This is a genomic window from Rhodococcus sp. FG69, assembly GCF_057808915.1.
This window is the reverse complement of the sequence record NZ_JBMDIX010000020.1, coordinates 26,790-45,620: the sequence shown is the minus strand read 5'-3', so window position 1 is coordinate 45,620 and position 18,831 is coordinate 26,790. Positions and strand designations below refer to the sequence as shown.

Genomic DNA, 18,831 nt, shown 5'->3' with positions numbered 1-18,831 from the left:
CGCACCCACGCTATCTGACCGTATGGATGGACCATTCAAGCGATGAGGGGCAGGGGAAACTCACGCTCAACCGAACAACGTCGAACCCCAATAGTCCGTCACACCCAACCCCGGGGGACAGGCGAAGACCGCCGACCCCACGTGCTGGATGTACTCGTTCAGCAGATCCTTGCGAGCGAGGGCGAGCTGCATGGGCACGAACTGTTTCAGCGGATCACGGCAGTACGCGATGAAGAACAGTCCGGCGTCGAGGTGGCCGAAGCCGTCGGAGCCGTCGGTGAAGTTGTACCCCCGCCGGAGGATTTGGATACCGCCGAGTTCTTCCTTGGACGCCAATCGCACGTGGGCTGCTTCGTCGATCAGCAATCCCTTGGGCCCCTTCGAGTCCAGGTCGAGTGGATCGAATTCGTCCTTCAGTCCCATCGGTGCGCCGGAGCCCTTGCTGCGCCCGATGACTCGTTCCTGTTCGTTGAGCACGGTGCGATCCCAGGACTCGATCAGCATACGGATTCGCCGGGCGACGAGGTAGGAGCCGCCGCCCATCCATTCCTGGTCGTCGGTCGATGAGACCCATACGTGCTCGTCGAGCATCGCCGGGTCCTCGGCCTTCAGGTTGGCCGTTCCGTCCTTGAATCCGAACAGGTTTCGCGGTGTCGCCTGGGTGGTCGACGTCGACGACGTACGTCCGAAGCCGAGCTGCGACCACTTGACGGACACTGTTCCGAAGCCGACGCGTGCCAGATTGCGGATCGCGTGGACAGCGACCTGAGGGTCGTTGGCGCACGCCTGGATGCACAGATCGCCGCCGGAGCGACGAGCGTCGAGGTTGTCTGCCGGGAAGTGCTGTAGATCGGCCAACGATGCCGGACGGAACTCCGACAGGCCGAAGCGGTCGAACAGGCCCGGCCCGAATCCGATCGTCAGCGTCAGCGACGATGCCGACAGGCCCAGTGCCTCACCGGTATCGGAGGGTGGCTTGTATTCACCAGCCCCGATGGCACCGTCGACGAACGTCTCTTCACCGCGGACCATGCGCTCCGCCATCTCGGTCCACTCCCGAAGCATCGCGACGAAGTCGTCCCGCGAATCCGTGGTGATGTCGAACGCGACGAAGTGCATGCGGTCCTGAGCAGGTGTGACGATGCCGGCTTGGTGGTCGCCGCGGAAGTCCACGACGTCCGATGCCGCATCGGAGGACGAAGAACCAGCGGCGTATCCACCGACGGCACCCGCGCCGACGAGGGCAGCTCCGGCCCCGACGGCACCGAAGAGGCGCCGTCGGGAAAAGCCCGACTTCTGTGGGAGATTACTGTCCTGCAACGACACCCTGCACCTGGCTCACTTCGGCAGACAGCGCGTCGATCTTGTTCGAAAGTTCCTGGCGCTGTTGTTCGGTCACGGTGTCGTAGAACACGAAGCCGTCGCCGCTACGGTACTTCGCCAGTTCGGCGTCGAGCTCGGCGAACCGGGCGTCGATCGCGGTGCCGAGTTCGGCGTCGTTCTGATCGATGATCGGACGGACTGCTGCGACGGCAGCTTGAGAGCCGTCGACGTTGGCCTGGAAGTCCCACAGGTCGGTGTGCGAGAAGAAGTCTTCCTCACCACTGATCTTGGTCTTCGCGACCTCGTCGAGCAGTCCCTGGGCGCCGCCGGCGACCTGGATCGGGTCGATGGTGAAGTCGTCGGCCTTGACCTTCTCGGCCAGTTCGGCGATGTCGGCCTGCAGCTGATCAGCCATTGCATTGGTGTCGGGCTGAAGTCCCTGTGTCCACAGGTCCTTCTCGATGCGGTGGAAACCGGTCCACTCGGCGCCGGGCTCGACGTCGGGCTCACGCAGGTCGATGCGCGGGTCGAGATCGTCGGGGAAGCTTTCGGCGACGGGCTCGATGCGCTCGTAGTAGCTACGGGTGATGGGGAATTGGGCCTTGGCGGATTCGATGTCGCCGCTCTTGACGGCGGCGACGAACGACGCGGTGGTCTCCTGCAGCGCGTCGACCTGGCTGACGACGTAGCGCTTGTAGCCCGTCGCGGCTTCAGCGAGCAGTCCGTCCTCGTCGGCCTGACGTACCGCGTCGCCGGTGACGACGAAGTCCGCGCGGATACCGTCGCCGACCATTCCTGCTTTGCAGGCGGTTTGGTAGGTGCCGGGGTCGGGGAGCGCGACGATGAGCTGACGCGTCAGGCCGGGGCCGATGTTCTCGACCTCGCCCATGACGCGGTCTCCTTCGCCATAGACGTAGAACTCGGTGACCTTGCTGCCGTTGTTGGTGATCTGGAACGTGGAGTTTCCGGTGGTTCCCTCGGCGCTCCCGACCTCACACGTGGTGTCGGTGGCCGTCACGGCGATGTCTTCGGAGCCGGCCTCGGACGAGGACTTCTCCGTGCAGCCGGCCAGAGCCAAGGGTAGAACCGCGACTGCGGCCAAAGCGAAAGTGGTACGACGCATCGAGACGACGCCTTTCATGAGGTGAGTGCAGGCTCGGGAACGCGAACCGGCCGGAGAAACAGGAACAGAACGATGACGAGGTAGAGCAGCCAACCGACGGCCTGAAGGACGGTCGGTTCGGGTCGGAAGTTGAAGATGCCGGCGAGTACGGTCCCGTACCAGCTCGAGGCGTCGTAATGGGCGGTGATGTCGAACGCGATGGAGCTGCCGCCTGGAAGTAGCCCGCCGATCTGGAGCGCCCGAATTCCGTACGCCAGAATTCCTGCGGCGACGACGATGAGAAAGATGCCCGTGTATCTGAAGAACACGGCGAAGTCGATCCGAATGGCGCCGAAGTACAGAAACACGGTGAGCACAGCGGCGACGACGATGCCGAAGAGCAATCCGAGCAGCGGCCAGAGACTTCCGTTCGTGTTCTCCGCGTAGCCGACCATCAGCAGCGCGGTTTCGACGCCTTCGCGACCCACGGCGAAGAAGGACAACGACAGAACAGCGATCGGCCCGACGGTGAGTGCCCGCTCCATCCCGGAGCGCAGCTCACCTGACATGTCCTTGGCGGCAGTGCGCATCCACAGCACCATCGCCGTGACGATGGCCACGGCCACGAGGGATGCGAGCCCGGCGATGATCTCGGCGGTGAGGCCGGTGACCGTCGAGGTGCCGTAGTGGATGACGAAGAAGATCAGGGCAACCATCGCGACGGCGATTCCGACGCCCAACCACACCCACTTCAGGGCGTCGCGGCGGTCGGATTTCACGAGAAACGCCACCAGGATCATCACGACGATGCCTGTCTCGAGGCCTTCGCGAAGCCCGATCAAACCACTGCCGAACATCTGCGTGGCGATCGAAGGTGCCGAACCGGCGGCGAGTACGGACACGAGAAATGCTCCTGTGCGATGGAAACAAGGGTAGGCGACCCTCATGTGGATGACAGAAACATACACCCTTCGCGAAGGGGCGCTACCGCGTTGACCTGCGCATATGTCGCGCTTTAGGTTTTTATTACTTTTGATGTGCAGGATGGGAGGAGTGAAGAGTCGTCTGGGCTGGGTGCTCACCGTGCTGTCCGCGGTTCTGGTTGTGGCGGCCTGCGGCTCGACGGAACCGCCGCGCGACATTCCCGAGGGCATTCCACCCGGGGTAGGCACACCCGTCCCGGAAATCGACTTCAACGCCCAAGGCCGAACTGCCGATCTGCTGCTCGCCTGGGCAGATCCGCAGGCAGACGCGTTGAACATCTCGGCACCGGCACTTGCCGCGTACGCCCACGCGGCGGCGATCATGTCCGATACCTCGCCAGGATGCGGCATCGCCTGGACAACTCTCGCCGGCATCGGCTACATCGAGAGCCGACACGGCACCTATCAGGGTTCGACCGTCGCGCCCGACGGCACCGTGTTCCCCGTGATCCGCGGAATCCCACTCGACGGCGGTCCGGGAATCGCCGAAATTCCGGACACGGACGGTGGGGTGCTCGACGGCGACACCGTCCACGACCGCGCGATGGGACCGATGCAGTTCATCCCCGAGACCTGGAAGAAGTGGGGCGTCGACGCCAACGGTGACGCAATTGCCGACCCGGACAACCTCGACGACGCCGCCCTCACCGCCGCTCGATACCTGTGCGCTCGCGGCGGCGATCTGCGCACCGCCGAGGGCTGGGAACGAGCGCTGATGGCCTACAACCAATCCGGCGTCTACCTCCGGGATGTTCGCGACGCTGCCTCCGCCTACTCCGTCGGAACCAGCGCCTAACGTCGGTGAAGTATGCGGAGACATCCTCGGAGCGGCTAGTCTGACACCCGGCACAATCCGCCCGTCCCCGTTACTAGGAGAAGCATTCGTGGCCATCATTGAGCAGGTCGGAGCTCGCGAGATCCTCGACTCCCGTGGCAACCCCACGGTCGAGGTCGAGGTCGCATTGGACGACGGAACCCTGACCCGTGCGGCAGTCCCCTCCGGCGCATCCACCGGAGAGCACGAGGCCGTCGAGCTTCGTGACGGCGGCGAGCGCTACGGCGGCAAGGGCGTCGAGAAGGCAGTCAACGCAGTTCTCGACGAGATCGCACCGGCCGTCATCGGCCTCGACGCCATCGAGCAGCGCGCTGTCGACCAGGTTCTGCTCGATCTCGACGGCACCCCGAGCAAGTCCCGCCTCGGCGCGAACTCCCTGTTGGGCGTGTCGCTCGCTGTCGCCAAGGCTGCAGCCGAGTCCGCAGGCCTCGAGCTCTTCCGCTACCTCGGTGGCCCGAACGCACACATCCTGCCGGTCCCGATGATGAACATCATCAACGGTGGCGCGCACGCAGACAGTGGCGTCGACGTGCAGGAATTCATGATCGCGCCCATCGGTGCGCCGACCTTCAAGGAGTCCCTGCGCTGGGGCGCCGAGGTGTACCACTCGCTGAAGGGCGTCCTCAAGGCGAAGGGCCTGTCGACGGGTCTCGGCGACGAGGGCGGCTTCGCACCCGACCTGGCAGGCACCAAGGCTGCGCTCGACCTCATCCTCGAAGCGATCGAGAAGACCGGTCTCAAGCCCGGTCAGGACATCGCGCTTGCGCTCGACGTCGCGGCCACCGAGTTCTACACCGCAGGTACCGGCTACGCCTTCGAGCGTGAGACCAAGTCGGCCGAGGAGATGTCGGCGTTCTACGGCGAACTCGTCGACGCCTACCCGCTTGTCTCCATCGAGGATCCGCTCGACGAGAACGACTGGGACGGCTGGGTCGCACTGACCGAGGCAATCGGTGACAAGGTGCAGCTCGTCGGCGACGACCTCTTCGTCACCAACCCGGAGCGCCTCGAAGACGGCATCGTCAAGGGTGCGGCCAACGCGCTGCTGGTGAAGGTCAACCAGATCGGCACGCTCACCGAGACCCTCGACGCGGTCGAGCTCGCGCATCGCAACGGCTACAAGACGATGATGAGCCACCGTTCCGGCGAGACCGAGGACACGACCATCGCTGACCTGGCAGTTGCCGTCGGCAGCGGCCAGATCAAGACCGGTGCCCCGGCTCGTAGCGAGCGCGTCGCCAAGTACAACCAGTTGCTGAGAATCGAAGAAGCTCTCGGCGACGCGGCGCGTTACTCGGGCGAGCTGGCTTTCCCCCGGTTCAATTACGAGGGATAGTTTCGAGCTCTTTCTGTGAAGGTGGGACATGGCGGCACGACGAGGACGACCTGGGACAAGTCCGAACGGACGTGATCCCGGGCCTCGTGGCCGCAAGTCATCTCGCAGTCGGTCGACGGGAGCTGCGTCGGGAGACCAACGCAGCTCCGGTCAGCCGGCGCCGGAACCGTCGGACCAGGCGCGCGACGCGGTCGTAGCAGGACGCGCCGCGCCCCGGCGGATCGGCGCTCGCGCCTCCTCGGGCGGCGGCGAGCGGACGTTCTTCGGATTGTCGACGGCACGAGCCGTCATCCTCGCTGTCGTGGTGTGCGCGCTGGCGTTGACGCTTGCGATGCCGCTGCGGACGTATTTCTCGCAGCGTGCCGAGCTCGAACAGGTGGCCGCGGAGCATGACGACCTCCAAGAAGAGGTCGCCGCTCTCGAACTCGAGAAGACCCAACTCAACGATCCGACGCGCATCGCAGCCGAGGCGCGTACTCGTCTGCGATGGGTTATGCCAGGTGAGACGCCGTACACGGTGCAACTCCCCGGAGACGTCGGGCCCACAGACGAGGAAATAGAAGCAGCCAAGAAGTCAGAGGGTCCCTGGTATCGGGATCTCTGGGAATCAGCAGTACAACCGCAGGAGAGTGCTACGGAGGAGGCGGTACCCCCGCCTGCCATCGTTCCGGCTCCTGCGCCAGCAATAGAAGGAGGACCGGTCGGGTGAGCTCGCCTGTCTCGCAAGAAGACCTCGATGCAGTGGCGGCCCAGCTCGGACGGGAACCCCGTGGCGTGCTCGAGATTGCATATCGATCCCCGGACGGTCGCCCCGGCGTCGTGAAAACCGCCCCCAAGCTGCCGGACGGCACTCCGTTCCCGACACTGTTCTATCTGACGGATCCCCGGCTGACGGCCGAGGCGAGCCGTCAGGAATCCGCCGGTGTCATGCGTGAGATGACCGAGCGTCTTGGTACCGATTCGGAGTTGGCTGCCGGCTATCGCCGCGCCCACGAGTCCTACCTCGCCGAACGCAACGAAATCGAGTCCCTCGACACCGATTTCACCGGTGGCGGGATGCCTGATCGCGTCAAGTGCCTGCATGTTCTCATCGCGCATTCACTCGCCAAGGGACCTGGTCTCAACCCGCTCGGTGACGAGTCGGTGGCGCTCGCCGCTGAAACATCGTTGCGCGGCACTGCAATTCCGGCCGACTGGCCCACCATTGCTGAACTACGCGGAGAGACTTCATGACTCGGGTAGCTGCCATCGATTGCGGTACCAACTCGATCAGGCTGTTGATCGCCGATATCAAGGACGGTGTGCTCACCGACGTCGTTCGCGAGATGCGGGTGGTACGTCTCGGACAGGGTGTGGATGCGACGGGTTCCTTTGCGCCCGAGGCGATCGAGCGCACGCGCGTGGCACTCGACGAATACGCCGGCATGATCCGCGAGAGTGGTGCATCGGCGCTGCGGATGGTCGCGACGTCCGCCACGCGGGATGCGTCGAACCGTGAGGATTTCTTCGCGATGACGCGCGCCATCCTCGATCCCATCGTGCCCGGTTCGGTGGCTGAGGTCATCACCGGCGACGAGGAAGCACGGTTGTCGTTCGCGGGTGCCGTCGGCGAACTCGATGCTGCTGGTGCGCCTTTCGTGGTCGTCGACCTCGGTGGCGGTTCTACCGAGCTGGTGCTCGGTGATGCGAAGGGTGTTCGTGCCGCATTCTCGGCGAACATCGGCTGCGTCCGGTTGACCGAACGATTCCTGCACAGTGATCCGCCCACCGCCGACGAGATCGCCGGAGCGAGAGCGTACGCGCGGGAAAAGCTGTACGAGGCGTTCGAGGATGTGCCGATCGGCGATGCGTCGAGCTGGGTCGGGGTTGCCGGAACCATGACGACGATTGCCGCGATCGCGTCGGGTCTGCAGGAGTACGACGCCGAGAAAGTGCACCTGACGCGTGTGCCGTTCAGTGAGCTGTTCGAGGTCTGCGACAGGCTCGTCCATATGACGCGCGAACAACGAGCGGCGTTGGGCCCCATGCATCCTGGACGGGTCGACGTCATCGGTGGCGGATCGATCGTGTGCAGTGTGCTCGCAGAGGAGTTCGAGCGTCGCGGTGCTGTGAGCACGCTGGTGGTCAGCGAGCACGACATTCTCGACGGGATTGCCCTGTCGGTGAAGTAGCCGTATCCGAATGGCCTGCAGATCTGCAGGCCGTGCCTGCGGTGATGCGCCTTGCATCACGGCGTCTATCGGTGAAGCCTTGACGATTGTGGCTGGCATCACAGCACTCTCGCCGAGGTAAGGATCTCCGATGACGACACGTGATACGCAGGCACCACCGGAAAAGGGACTCGCGCGTGCTGCGCAAGCCCTGGCCCGAGCGACCGAGAAGTGGTTTCCCGACGCCTATATCTTCGCGCTGGTAGGCGTCATCGTCGTGGCGGTCGCCGCGTTCGCGAACGGATCGTCGCCGCAGAACGTGGTGGACGCCTTCGGCAACGGCTTCTGGGATCTGACGGCGTTCACGCTGCAGATGGCGATGGTGGTGTTGACCGGGTACGTGGTCGCGACGTCGCCGCCCGTCGCTCGGCTGATCACCCGCTTGGCTCTGATACCCAAGAACCCCAGCAGTGCCGTGAGTTTCGTAGCGCTGCTGTCGTGTTCGGTGTCCTTTCTCAACTGGGGACTGAGCCTCGTCTTCAGCGGTCTGCTCGCTCGTGCGATTGCGCGTCGCGACGATCTTCGGGTCGACTACCGCGCGCTGGGTGCGGCCGCGTTCATGGGTCTCGGTGCGGTGTGGGCGCTCGGAATGTCCTCGTCCGCAGCGCAGTTGCAGGCGACTGCCGCGTCGTTGCCTCCGACCTTGCTGTCGGTCACCGGGGTACTCGATTTCGGCAAGACCATCTTTACGTGGCAGTCGTTGGTGACGTGCCTGATCATCACCGTGATCACCGTCGTCATCGCGCACCTGTCGGCGCCCAAGGGTGCAGCGATCAAGACCGCGGAAAGTATGGAGGTCGATCTCGACGACACCATCAAGGCGCCGGCTCCTCGTACGAGGCCAGGCGAGTGGTTGGAGTACAGCCGAATCCTGCCGCTGATCGTCGGTGCGATGACGCTGGGTTGGCTTGTCTCGCAACTGTTGACGCTGCCGGTACTGTCCGTGGTCAGTTCCTTGAACGGCTACCTGTTGGTGTTCCTCATGCTCGGTCTGGTGCTGCACGGTACGCCGAGGCGATTCCTGGATGCGGTTGCCAGGGCTGTTCCGGCGACCGCGGGCATTCTGGTGCAGTTTCCGTTGTATGCGTCGATGGCCGCCATCCTGACCAAGGCGGAAGGTAGGGGAGGCGTCACGATCTCCGAGCATCTGGCGAACTTCTTCACCGACATCGGCAGCGGCGGGGGATTCGCCGTGGTCATCGCCGTCTACACCGTGATTCTGGGGCTGTTCGTGCCCTCCGGTGGCGGCAAATGGCTGGTCGAGGCGCCGTACGTCATGCAGTCGGCGACGGATGTGCAGATGAACCTCGGCTGGACCGTCCAGATCTACAACGTCGCCGAGGCCCTGCCGAACCTGATCAACCCGTTCTTCATGCTTCCCCTGCTGGCGGTGCTGGGTCTGCGAGCCCGTGATCTCATCGGATTCACGTTCCTGCAGTTCATCTTCCACTTCCCGGTGGTTCTGCTGCTCGTCTGGCTGCTCGGCATGACCTTCGAGTTCGTGCCGCCGGTGATCCCGGGGCAGTAGGAGACCGATATGATCGTCACCGCCGGAGCCCAGCTCCAGCGGTGGCCCCTATAGCCCAATTGGCAGAGGCAGCGGACTTAAAATCCGCACAGTGTCGGTTCGAGTCCGACTGGGGGCACTGCAGTTCTACGGAGTCGATGAACCAGTGCGGTGACAGTCGGTAGGTGTCGTGGACTTACGCGAACCGTGGGGGTCTCGAATGGACCTGTGGCTCAGCGGATTCGATATGGCCTGTGCCGCCCGCGTCATCGGATCAGTGCAACCTGCGCAATTCGGGACCATAACTGTCCGCAATAGGCCGCAGGATCACCCTATGACAATCACCGCGCCTCCCATCCCGTTCGTAGTCGACGTCCCGCAGTCCGAGCTCGACGACCTGACCCGTCGTGTTCGCGATGCGCGTCTGCCCGAACCCATCGGTGTCGACGACTGGACTACCGGAGTCCCGATCTCCGTCCTGCGGTCGATGGCGACCACCTGGGTCGACGACTTCAGCTGGCGGGAGGTGGAGAAGCGGCTCGCGTCGTTCCCTCAATACACGGTGGAAATCGACGGGCAGCGCATCCACTACCTGCACGTGCGGTCGTCGCGCGCTGACTCGACTCCCGTGCTCCTGTGCCACGGGTGGCCGGGGTCGTTCCTCGAGTTCCTCGACCTCATTCCACTGCTCACCGAGCCGAACGACGCCGACGTCCAGGCCTTCGACGTGATCGTGCCATCCGTCCCCGGATTCGCATTCTCCACACCGTTGTCCGGCGACGGGTGGAGTACCGATCGCGTCGCGCAGGCGTTCGTCGAGTTGATGAGTGTTCTCGGGTATGGCTCCTATGTGGTGCAGGGCGGTGATTACGGTGCCGGACTTGCACCGGCGATGGGTCGTCTCGATCCGGAGCACTGCATGGCCATTCATGTCAACGGGTCCATCGGTGCGCCGTTCCGGGAACCCGACGAGGCGGAGCAAAAGCGTTGCACCGAAACCGAATTGGACCGCTACCGGCGGGTGGGCGAGTTCCTGGAGTCGGAGTTCGGGTACATCTCCATCCAGTCGACGCGTCCGCAGTTGATCGGTGCTGCCCTGACCGACAGTCCGATCGGTCAGTTGTCATGGATGCTGGACAAATTTCGCGCGTGGACCTACCCGTTCGACGAGGAACCGGATGGCACCCTCGGCCGTAATCGGATACTCGCCCACGTCACCCTGTACTGGTTGACGCGGAGCGCCGGGAGTGCCGCCTACACCGTGTACGCGGCGGAGGGTGGGGCGTGGGCCGGTCCGCAGGCAAAGCCGTCGCAACCGGTCGGTGCCATCATGTTCGCGCACGACATCGGCATCAGGCACCTTGCGGAACAGCAGTTCGACATCGTGCACTGGACCGAGGTTCCGGATCACGGTGGTCACTTTGCGGCGATGGAGGAGCCGGTGCATCTTGCCGCGGATCTGCGCTCGTTTCTGTCCGCGTTACCGTCGGCTGGTTGACCGACCTCTCGGGCCGCTGGAGGTGGGGCTCACTCGCTGTGGCTTCTGCCGTCGGGTATCAATCGATCCGGCCTGCGAACGCGCGTCCGGTGGAAGCAGCGAGTCCGAGCAATCCGCGCAACCCCGGCAATGATCCCGCCAGTGACCACACGGTGTTCGTCGAAGATTCGTCGGTCGGCTTGCCCGCGAAGCGATCGGAGAGCCAATCCAGAGTGACGGGGGCTGCGATCGGGTGCAGCGACAGGTGTTCGCTGAGACGATCACGGATGTACGTGACGTTCGCTCCCGCAGCGCGATACCGGCGTACTTGCCCGTCCACGTCGTCCACGTCGATCATCGGATCATGCACCGCCTGCACCACGAGAAGCGGAAACTTGGGTGCCGACTTGCCGGGCTGAATATCCTGAAAAATCTGCGCTATCTCGGGTGTCGCCAGGAGGTCTGCCATCGGGATGTCGAGGTGCCGCTCCAGATCGTGCATCATCATGGACACGACTGCGTGCACTGTCGTCTTGCGGTGCAGGGATGAGAGGTTCTCGAGCCCCGCAGCAGCAACGTGTTCGCGAACGAGGCGGTCGAGCACGGGGTAGGTGCGACGTAAGCCCTCCACCACCATCGCGGGCAGCGCCGCGAAGATCGTGCCGTTGAGGCGGGAAAATGCGGACCCGGGATCGCCGACGGGCGATCCGAGTGCAGCACCGACGATGTCGAGTTCAGGAGCGTAGTCGGCCGCAGCCTCGGCGGCCCATGACGTCGCCAACCCGCCGCCCGAGTACCCCCACAACGCGACAGGGGTGGTAGCGGCGAGGTCGAGCGGCTCGAAAGACAGTGCCGCACGGGCGCCGTCGAGTATGCAGTAGCCAGGTTCGATGGGTGCTCCCCACTGCCCGTTCATGCCCTCGTGATCGGGAAGGGACAGAACCCATCCGCGGCGCAGTGCGTACAGGATGATCATGAACTCGAACTGCGGCACGGAGCCGACGGCTCGAGCGCCCGCACGCAGGACATAAGACGGGAAGCACCGATCCGACACGGCGTCGATCGCGCACTGATAGGACAGCAGAGCGCGATGCGGTCGCTGTCGGCCCCCGGCCGGAAGAATCACCGTCGTGACCGCGACACGCGCTGCCCCGTCGAGGCCGGTGGTCCGGTACAGAAGTTGCCACGCAGACACCTTCTGTCGAATGACGCCGAACAACGCGAGGGTCACCTCGCGGGACCGCAACACGGTCCCCGGCTCCGCGCTCTCGAAATCGGCCGGGGCCCGATAGAACGGGTCCATGCTCGGAATCGTGATGCTCGACTCCGAGTCGGCGTGGTCGGCCGTGACTCGCGGACGACCGGTCGACGCGGCAACGGGTTCGATACTCATGGTGAATCTCTTCCTGGTGCGGGTGCGATGGCTTCGACGAGTTGCTCGATTACTGCTCGGGAGACTGCATGTGACGCCGCGTGAGTCAGCAATCCCTCGACGACGAACGTACCGATGCGGAGCATGGCATCGGCCGCCTCCCCGGACAGGCCTGCAGCTTCGATATCGGCGGCGAACAGCGATTCCGCGAAGGCATGAAACCCGTTGTGCCATTGATCGATGGCCTCGGACTCGGTCACCCGATCGTGAACGGTGGAGACCAATGGACCGACTCTTCGTAGCCGCTCTACCAGCCAGAACAGCCGGTCGGCCAGTGGTAGATCGACGACGTCGAGGTAGTCCGTTGCGTCCTCGGCGGCGATGGCCGTCAGAACAGCGACCAGGATGTCGTCTTTGTCGCCGAAGTACCAGTACAGCGTGTTCGCGGTGACGCCTGCTGCTTTCGCAAGACGGCTGATCGAGGTGCGATCGAAGCCGTCGGACACGAACATCTCGCGCGCGGCGACCACGATGTCCTCTCGCTTGCTCTCCCGGTCGTGGAGTCCGCGATTCCTGGGCATACGACGAACTATATCTTGAATGGTCTTCAAGAGCCTGATACCGTCCTTGGATACCGTTCAAGAGGGGGGCCCGTCGATGTCGAAGACTGAAAGAACTGCGCTGATCACCGGAGCATCAGCGGGCATAGGGGCGGCATTTGCTCGACACCTCGCGGCCGAGGGGCACAACCTCGTTCTCGTCGCGCGGCGCGAGGACCGACTCACCGCACTGGCGGACGAGTTGTCGTCCCAGCACGATGTGCGATGCGACGTCTTGCCTGCGGATCTCTCCGATCGCTCAGCGCCCCGGGCCATCGTCGAAGAAACGAAATCCCGCGGCGTCGACGTCGATATCCTGGTCAACAACGCGGGCATGTCGGGGAACTCCACGTTCGCAGATGCGCCGTTCGACGCACTCGCCGCGGAGATACAGGTGATGGTCACTGCCGTCACCGAACTCACTCATCTCACGGTGCCCGGCATGAAAGAACGCGGATACGGCCGGGTCGTGAATCTGTCGTCGTTGGCGGCGTTGCTTCCACCTGGTGCAAGTCTGCTGTACACCGGAATCAAGTCCTATGTGCTCGACATGTCGCAAGCACTCGACATGGAGTTGCGGCCGCACGGCGTCCACGTGACTGCGCTTTGCCCTGGGTTCACCCACAGTGAGTTCCACGACGTCATGGGAACCCGAGATGCAGCGACCTCCAAACTGCCCTCTCTCCTGTGGCAGACCCCCGAGGACGTCGTCCGAGAAGGATGGCGGGCAGTGAACAACGGCACGCCGGTGTGCGTGCCCGGGATGGTCAACAAAGTAACTGCTGCTGCAGCGAAGCCGATTCCGACTCGCATCGGCTACTACCTCGGCAAGACCCTCAACCCTTTCAAACTGTGAGATCCGATCGCCACCTGCTGCAGAACAGAGAGACAAACGCATGACCACCGACGACCACACCGGCTTCACCCGAACCGAAACATCGTTCATGTCGGACGGAGTTCGTTGCGCGGCTACGGTCTTTCGTCCTGGTATGTCCGCAGCCAGTGCGCAACCGGCAATCGTGATGGCGCACGGATTCGGCTCTCCTCGGGCGATGCGCCTGTACGCGTACGCCGAGCGTTTCGTCGAGGCCGGTTACGTGGTCTGCGTCTTCGACTATCGGTTCTTCGGGGACAGTGACGGCGAACCGCGCCAGCTGTTGGACGTGAGTTCGCAGCTTGCCGATTGGCGCAACGCAGTCGACTTCGCTCGCTCGCTCGACGGCGTCAACGAGAACCGAATCGTCGGGTGGGGCACGTCCTTCGCCGGCGGGCACGTACTCACGTTGGCGGGCAACGGCGTTCGATTTGCAGCGGTCATAGCCCAGGTGCCCCACATCGACGGCATTGCCGCCGTTCGCGCGACCGGGTTCAGACAGGCGTTGCGGCTGGCACCGGCCGCCATCACCGACAGCGTCCGCGCCGTCCTCGGGCGATCGCCGCACTACGTCGACAGTGTCGGGCTGCCTGGCGCACGCGCTGTGATGGTCTCACCCGACGCGATGAAAGGGCGTGACCGCTTGGTCCTCGAGTCGGGCCTGACCGACGGCGACTACCCCGAGACTGTGGCGGCGCGGATACTGCTGAAGATCTGGCGGTACTCTCCGGGCCGTACGATGTCCGCGATCGACTGCCCCACGCTGGTGCAGATCGCGTCCGACGATTCCGTCACCCCGGCGTCCGTCGCGCAACGCGCCGCGGCAAAAGTTCGCAAAGCCACGGTACGTACCTACTCAGGCGGTCATTTCGACCCGTACATCGAGCCACTGTTCTCCTCGGTGATACGAGATCAACTGATGTTTCTGGCCGACAACGTGCCCTTGAAACTACGGACGGTTCCCTCCGCCTGATCGTGCGGTTCGCTGCACCCTATCGTTCTCGGATTGGATCATCATGCCCAACGGCTCGAGCAGTTCCGAACTCTGGTTGCTGCGAACGTACTTCGGCGGTGGCGACGCCGTGTGGAATGCCCTGACGGAGCAAGCCCGCAGCGCACGATCCGCAGTATCGGGCGCGGCACTGGTTCTGTCTTCGGACCAGACGCAGTGTCATCAGCGCATCCAGCGGGTCCTCACCCGACTGGCCACACGCGCGGAGGCGAACGACGGACTGTACGTGGCGATCGCAGACAAGCAGACGTTCGTACGCCACGATCGAATGCTGCTCACCATCGACTGTTCAGCAGTTCCACGTGACGCCGAGCGGATACCGATGACCCGCATGGCCCCATCCCGAGCTTTCCGTTTGGGCCTCGATCGACAGACGGACACCGGGCACGTGGGCGAACCGAATCGGTTGTCGATGCTGCACACTGCACCCGCACTTCGCAATTTCGAGCGGACCGACCTCGACGAGGCCGGCGATCTCGCAACAAACGTAAGCGACGCGATTCGAGCTAGCCTGGGTTGGAGGACGGCGATGACGCGAGACGGAACCTATGGGTAGACACCGGGAGTCCTCGGCGACCTCCGGGTCCGCCCACAGACCCGGCGACCCTCGCTCGCCCACCGACACACCCGACCACCAGCTGCGCATCGGAGTCGTCGTACTGACTCTGTTGTTCGGCCTCGTCGGTATCGGTACCACATTCACACAGGACGGCCCCACCGATGGTCTCGGCGCAGCGTTGACCTACACCGTCTGCATCAGCACGATCCCCGTTGCACTAGCAATGAGCAAGGCCGAGTTCAGTATCGACTGGTGGTCCCGCCGAGCAGCCGTCAACAACTGGTTCGTTGTCTACTGTGAACTCGGAGTCACCTCCGTCACAGCGACTTTCGCAGATCCCACAACGTCGATGCAGGGTGCGATGCTGCTCGCGTTGGTCGGTGCATATGCCGCCCACTTCGCTCGAGCGAAGGTCATCTGGTTCCACGTCGTGTGGAGCACCGCTTACGTGCTTGCGCTCGGAGCCATGGCGCTGGCAACGGACACTGCCGACACCGTATCGATCGTGCTGCGAGTGGTGGTGGCCGTCATCGTGATCAACGGCTCTGTCACGCTTCTGTCGGCGTTTTCGAGTGCGGTGTTGACGTCTTCTCGGGTACACCTGTCCGATGCGATGACGGACCCGTTGACCGGAGTGCTGAACCGGCGGGGCCTCGAGGCCAGAGCAATCGGCACCAGAGACGGCGCTGTCTACCCCGCAATCCTGCTGATCGACATCGACCACTTCAAAGCAATCAACGACCACCACGGCCATTCAGCGGGTGATGTGGCACTGAGACTGACAGCGATGCGCCTGACCATGTCTGCCGGCCGGCACGCCGTCGTCGCGAGACTGGGTGGCGACGAATTCGTCGTACTTGTTCCGGATCCGACGCCGACCCTCGGCGAGTTCGCAGACAGGTTGCGTCGTGCTGTACACAACGTCGACGACGACATCGCGATCACGGTCAGCATCGGCGCTTCGTTGCCTCAAATGGAACGCAGCACCTCCCGGGAAGTATTCGACGGGACACTGGCCGCCGCCGACGATGCTCTCTTCACTGCAAAACGTAACGGTCGCAACCGTATTGCTCTGGCTCGCCCACGCATCGCGGAGAGTCCGAATTGAGAGTATTGCTGCCAGGAATGTGCGATGAGGCATCCGCGGCACACTGTCGACATATGGACGTCGGTGGTCTCCCACGGATCTGAGTGGACCACCGAGACAGCGGATTCGAGATCCGCGTCGGACGGTATGTTCTCCGACGGCGTATGTTCACATTTGTGCAGCTCAGGTCGGTTTTCGTGTTGAATGGTCGACTCCGAGCGTGGCTCGGTGCCACGAGGCTGTCACAACTCGGTCTGGGTGAGCTGTCTGACCTCGTCGATAGCCGTGACCTTTCGTGTCCACTCATGGAAGAGTTTTTGTATAACAGGTTTCCTGCGTAGGCTTTCGATACGGACTTTCGACCAGGCCGAGCACAGCAGATTGGCGGCGCGAGCGACGCGGCGGCGGCCGCGGTCGTCCCCGACATCCCTCCGGCGGTTTCCGCTAGCATCGCCGGGCACGGTCGAATCATCCCGCTCGGAGGGGGCCGGCGCACCTACGCGACCGCGGTCGCTTCACTGCCTGGCGCGACCGCAACGGGCATGCCGCGTTGATGCGTCGCCGCAACCATTAGCACGCGAATCGCCGCGATCAACCACAAGCACCGCACCACCGGCATGTCTCCGTCCGCCCACGATCTCGTCGCTGCAACTCTGCCCGCGAACCTGCGAGTACGCCGTGGCGGAGAACCGACCCGGAACCGCCGACGTCTGACGGGCCAAGAAATCAGTTGAACGCGGGCATCTCCGCGTTCTAGGACTTCGCTCCGGACGGCCGACTCGTGCCGAGATCAAGGTTGCGCACCGAATTCCTGCACGCGACCGCCGGTGCGTGACTTCGCAAGTCCGCGTGCGACGGCGTCGTCGAGTACGAGTTGAACCGTATCGGTTGAGTACCCGATACCTTCGGCAACCCCTTCGGCTTGTGCGATCCCTTGGATCCGAACGGCGTGCAGCGTCTCGAAATCTTGAGACTTGACGGACAACGAGATGAACAGAGCCGACGCGATCAAGATATCGCCGAACACCGTGAAGACGGCCTTGTCGGGCACTGTGCGTGTGGACCAAGTCGACCATGCCACCGACACTCCGCCGAACGCGAGGCCCCAGAGAATGACCAGAGATATGTACAAGCCGTGGATTCGGGTAGTAGGGCAAGACCGAGGGCCGCTATCCGCGTGATCCGCGATTGGAGGGGGCTATCTCAGCGATCCACCGGCGTACACCTCCGGAGCTGCATTCAGACGGGCTTACAAGCGAATTACCGGACAATCGCCGGGTCGACGCAGAACCATCGCGCAAGCGCAGTCCGTTGTGGGCAGACTTGCTTGACGTTTCGATGCGATCGTCACGACCAGCCCACGACAAGCCGCGCCGATTGCTCGGGAATCGTTGGATCCACACCGGTGATCTTGGCGAACCGATGGAGGCGATTCGACACAGTGTTGCGATGGCAGAACAGTTCGTCCGCGGTCCGCCCGATGCTTCCTGTCTTCAGATAACTGCGAACACATTCCTCGAGTCGGATGCGCTCCGAATCGCCGCAGGACGCCAGAGCATCCTCGACATCGATGAGTAGTCCTTTTCTGCGCTCCTCCAAACCGGCCCTCGCAAGCCGCGCCCACCCGCGACTCCAGGTGACGGCGGCAGTGTCCGCGCGTGTGATCGTTCTGGCGAGGTCGCGCGCGATGTTGGCGGCCGCTCGAAGACCGCGCAGGCCATCGTCGGACGCGACCAGCCCGACGCGAAGTGCAAGGATGCCGGGGTCGAGCTCGGTGGCATGAGACCCCTCGAGATCCGCTCTGCGCATGAAGGCAATCAATGCATCGCCGAGGTAGTGCGTGTACACGGGTGTTCCGGAGCGTTCTGTTTCGGATATGTACACCCGCAACGGCGGAATATCGTCGCCGGCTGCTCCGATGACCAGAAGGGGCGCACGCGGAGGGATTCCGAGCTCGGCCGCAATCGCATCCACCCGATCCGTGTCCGTGGATCGGGGATCCTGAAACAAATTTGCGATACGGCCTTGCAGCGCGGAGGATTCCTCTCTCAGCATCCGGTCTCGCTCGGCCATATATGCCCGTTGGGTCTGGGCGGCGTATTCGTCGACGGTTCGAAGCACAATCCACGTGTGCCGGACCAATAGTTCGGCGTCGCTCGGGAAAGACGCCGAGGTGAGTGCCTCCCACAACACGTTGTAATCCAACCGAATTGCACTCATCAACGAGGTGATCGGTATTCCCGCTCGAGCCCGCGAGGTGCCGACGTCGTTTGCAACGGGGACGAAATTGGGTAGACCGCCTGCGCGGAGCCCCTGGAGCATGGCGGTGAAGGCCATCCGGCCAGTGCGTTCGATCTCGGAAGTCGGCAGAGGTGACGAGTCGTACCCGGCGATGGAGGCGACACGCTCGATGAAGGTATCAGTCAGCTCGATGACGTCGAGACCGTCGAGCAACTCCTGCCATCTACGCGAGTCGCGAGGGTTGGGTTCGTCACCGAGCCGTTGAGGTTCCACGCGATTCACCGGTCCAGGATAGTGCAAATGCACAAGAATAG

The 18,831-nt window shown here is 63.6% G+C and carries 18 protein-coding genes and 1 tRNA gene; 12 read left to right on the top strand and 7 right to left on the bottom strand.

Annotation, left to right across the window (positions count from 1 at the left end; all coding sequences use genetic code 11):
- Positions 1 to 66 precede the first annotated feature (66 nt).
- The 3 genes from efeB to efeU are packed head-to-tail and all read right to left on the bottom strand — an operon-like array spanning position 67 to position 3,327.
- Positions 67 to 1,326 carry an iron uptake transporter deferrochelatase/peroxidase subunit gene (gene efeB / locus ACODSO_RS16795; RefSeq protein ID WP_489037912.1) on the bottom strand — a complete coding sequence of 420 codons (1,260 nt, stop codon included), beginning with the start codon at positions 1,324 to 1,326 and terminating at the stop codon, positions 67 to 69.
- A complete protein-coding gene (gene efeO / locus ACODSO_RS16790; RefSeq protein WP_489037980.1) occupies positions 1,307 to 2,446 on the bottom strand; it encodes an iron uptake system protein EfeO in 1,140 nt (379 codons plus the stop codon). Before efeO ends, efeB begins: the two co-directional genes overlap by 20 nt.
- Positions 2,447 to 2,460: 14 nt before the next feature.
- Positions 2,461 to 3,327: an iron uptake transporter permease EfeU gene (gene efeU, locus ACODSO_RS16785; protein ID WP_068377533.1), complete on the bottom strand. Its 867-nt coding sequence runs from the start codon at positions 3,325 to 3,327 to the stop codon at positions 2,461 to 2,463.
- 142 nt (positions 3,328 to 3,469) lie between these two features.
- On the opposite strand from efeU, the gene ACODSO_RS16780 reads away from it, so the two are divergent.
- The 8 genes from ACODSO_RS16780 (at position 3,470) to ACODSO_RS16745 (ending at position 10,794) form a co-directional block, all read left to right on the top strand.
- Positions 3,470 to 4,204, top strand: a complete 735-nt coding sequence (locus tag ACODSO_RS16780) for a lytic transglycosylase domain-containing protein (protein WP_068377531.1) — start codon at positions 3,470 to 3,472, stop codon at positions 4,202 to 4,204.
- A gap of 88 nt (positions 4,205 to 4,292) precedes the next feature.
- Positions 4,293 to 5,579, top strand: coding sequence for a phosphopyruvate hydratase (gene eno / locus ACODSO_RS16775; protein WP_489037911.1), 1,287 nt, complete (start codon positions 4,293 to 4,295; stop codon positions 5,577 to 5,579).
- A gap of 28 nt (positions 5,580 to 5,607) precedes the next feature.
- Positions 5,608 to 6,288: an FtsB family cell division protein gene (locus ACODSO_RS16770; protein ID WP_489037910.1), complete on the top strand. Its 681-nt coding sequence runs from the start codon at positions 5,608 to 5,610 to the stop codon at positions 6,286 to 6,288.
- Entirely contained in the window at positions 6,285 to 6,812 is a 528-nt protein-coding gene (locus tag ACODSO_RS16765) for a DUF501 domain-containing protein (RefSeq protein WP_068377307.1), read from the top strand. Before ACODSO_RS16770 ends, ACODSO_RS16765 begins: the two co-directional genes overlap by 4 nt.
- Entirely contained in the window at positions 6,809 to 7,750 is a 942-nt protein-coding gene (locus tag ACODSO_RS16760; protein WP_068377306.1) for a Ppx/GppA phosphatase family protein, read from the top strand. The genes ACODSO_RS16765 and ACODSO_RS16760 overlap by 4 nt, the downstream gene beginning before the upstream one ends.
- A gap of 130 nt (positions 7,751 to 7,880) precedes the next feature.
- Positions 7,881 to 9,317 (top strand): short-chain fatty acid transporter, encoded by a 1,437-nt coding sequence (locus ACODSO_RS16755; RefSeq protein WP_489037909.1) that lies wholly within the window; start codon positions 7,881 to 7,883, stop codon positions 9,315 to 9,317.
- A 44-nt stretch (positions 9,318 to 9,361) separates the two neighbouring features.
- Positions 9,362 to 9,435 (top strand) — tRNA-Leu (locus ACODSO_RS16750).
- Positions 9,436 to 9,630: 195 nt separating this feature from the next.
- A complete protein-coding gene (locus ACODSO_RS16745) occupies positions 9,631 to 10,794 on the top strand; it encodes an epoxide hydrolase family protein (protein ID WP_489037908.1) in 1,164 nt (387 codons plus the stop codon).
- Between the two features lie 58 nt (positions 10,795 to 10,852).
- On the opposite strand, the gene ACODSO_RS16740 is transcribed toward ACODSO_RS16745, so the two are convergent.
- Both ACODSO_RS16740 and ACODSO_RS16735 read right to left on the bottom strand, forming a co-directional pair.
- Complete coding sequence (locus tag ACODSO_RS16740) at positions 10,853 to 12,166, bottom strand: lipase family protein (protein ID WP_068378373.1); 1,314 nt, start codon at positions 12,164 to 12,166, stop codon at positions 10,853 to 10,855.
- Positions 12,163 to 12,726, bottom strand: coding sequence for a TetR/AcrR family transcriptional regulator (locus ACODSO_RS16735; RefSeq protein WP_489037907.1), 564 nt, complete (start codon positions 12,724 to 12,726; stop codon positions 12,163 to 12,165). The genes ACODSO_RS16740 and ACODSO_RS16735 overlap by 4 nt, the downstream gene beginning before the upstream one ends.
- A 76-nt stretch (positions 12,727 to 12,802) precedes the next feature.
- Here ACODSO_RS16735 and ACODSO_RS16730 point away from each other — a divergent pair, with 76 nt between their 5' ends.
- Genes ACODSO_RS16730 through ACODSO_RS16715 form a run of 4 tightly spaced genes read left to right on the top strand, consistent with a single transcriptional unit; the run spans position 12,803 to position 16,297 of the window.
- Positions 12,803 to 13,600, top strand: a complete 798-nt coding sequence (locus ACODSO_RS16730) for an SDR family NAD(P)-dependent oxidoreductase (protein WP_489037906.1) — start codon at positions 12,803 to 12,805, stop codon at positions 13,598 to 13,600.
- 40 nt (positions 13,601 to 13,640) lie between these two features.
- Positions 13,641 to 14,591: an alpha/beta hydrolase gene (locus ACODSO_RS16725; RefSeq protein ID WP_489037905.1), complete on the top strand. Its 951-nt coding sequence runs from the start codon at positions 13,641 to 13,643 to the stop codon at positions 14,589 to 14,591.
- 43 nt (positions 14,592 to 14,634) lie between these two features.
- Positions 14,635 to 15,186, top strand: coding sequence for a DUF6924 domain-containing protein (locus ACODSO_RS16720; RefSeq protein ID WP_068378378.1), 552 nt, complete (start codon positions 14,635 to 14,637; stop codon positions 15,184 to 15,186).
- Positions 15,179 to 16,297, top strand: coding sequence for a GGDEF domain-containing protein (locus ACODSO_RS16715; RefSeq protein WP_489037904.1), 1,119 nt, complete (start codon positions 15,179 to 15,181; stop codon positions 16,295 to 16,297). Before ACODSO_RS16720 ends, ACODSO_RS16715 begins: the two co-directional genes overlap by 8 nt.
- Before the next feature lie 769 nt (positions 16,298 to 17,066).
- Here the strand turns inward: ACODSO_RS16715 and ACODSO_RS16710 are convergent.
- Together ACODSO_RS16710 and ACODSO_RS16705 are read right to left on the bottom strand one after the other, a co-directional pair.
- Positions 17,067 to 17,357, bottom strand: a complete 291-nt coding sequence (locus ACODSO_RS16710; protein WP_489037903.1) for a hypothetical protein — start codon at positions 17,355 to 17,357, stop codon at positions 17,067 to 17,069.
- 266 nt (positions 17,358 to 17,623) lie between these two features.
- Positions 17,624 to 18,799: an RsbRD N-terminal domain-containing protein gene (locus ACODSO_RS16705; protein WP_489037902.1), complete on the bottom strand. Its 1,176-nt coding sequence runs from the start codon at positions 18,797 to 18,799 to the stop codon at positions 17,624 to 17,626.
- Between the last annotated feature and the right edge of the window lie 32 nt (positions 18,800 to 18,831).

What these genes read in the sequence shown, in the direction of transcription:
- efeO (WP_489037980.1), bottom strand. Translation starts at nt 2,446, where the DNA reads ATGCGTCGTACCACTTTCGCTTTGGCCGCAGTCGCGGTTCTACCCTTG.
- ACODSO_RS16780 (WP_068377531.1), top strand. Translation starts at nt 3,470, where the DNA reads ATGGGAGGAGTGAAGAGTCGTCTGGGCTGGGTGCTCACCGTGCTGTCC.
- ACODSO_RS16770 (WP_489037910.1), top strand. Translation starts at nt 5,608, where the DNA reads ATGGCGGCACGACGAGGACGACCTGGGACAAGTCCGAACGGACGTGAT.
- ACODSO_RS16760 (WP_068377306.1), top strand. Translation starts at nt 6,809, where the DNA reads ATGACTCGGGTAGCTGCCATCGATTGCGGTACCAACTCGATCAGGCTG.
- ACODSO_RS16755 (WP_489037909.1), top strand. Translation starts at nt 7,881, where the DNA reads ATGACGACACGTGATACGCAGGCACCACCGGAAAAGGGACTCGCGCGT.
- ACODSO_RS16745 (WP_489037908.1), top strand. Translation starts at nt 9,631, where the DNA reads ATGACAATCACCGCGCCTCCCATCCCGTTCGTAGTCGACGTCCCGCAG.
- ACODSO_RS16740 (WP_068378373.1), bottom strand. Translation starts at nt 12,166, where the DNA reads ATGAGTATCGAACCCGTTGCCGCGTCGACCGGTCGTCCGCGAGTCACG.
- ACODSO_RS16735 (WP_489037907.1), bottom strand. Translation starts at nt 12,726, where the DNA reads ATGCCCAGGAATCGCGGACTCCACGACCGGGAGAGCAAGCGAGAGGAC.
- ACODSO_RS16730 (WP_489037906.1), top strand. Translation starts at nt 12,803, where the DNA reads ATGTCGAAGACTGAAAGAACTGCGCTGATCACCGGAGCATCAGCGGGC.
- ACODSO_RS16725 (WP_489037905.1), top strand. Translation starts at nt 13,641, where the DNA reads ATGACCACCGACGACCACACCGGCTTCACCCGAACCGAAACATCGTTC.
- ACODSO_RS16720 (WP_068378378.1), top strand. Translation starts at nt 14,635, where the DNA reads ATGCCCAACGGCTCGAGCAGTTCCGAACTCTGGTTGCTGCGAACGTAC.
- ACODSO_RS16715 (WP_489037904.1), top strand. Translation starts at nt 15,179, where the DNA reads ATGGGTAGACACCGGGAGTCCTCGGCGACCTCCGGGTCCGCCCACAGA.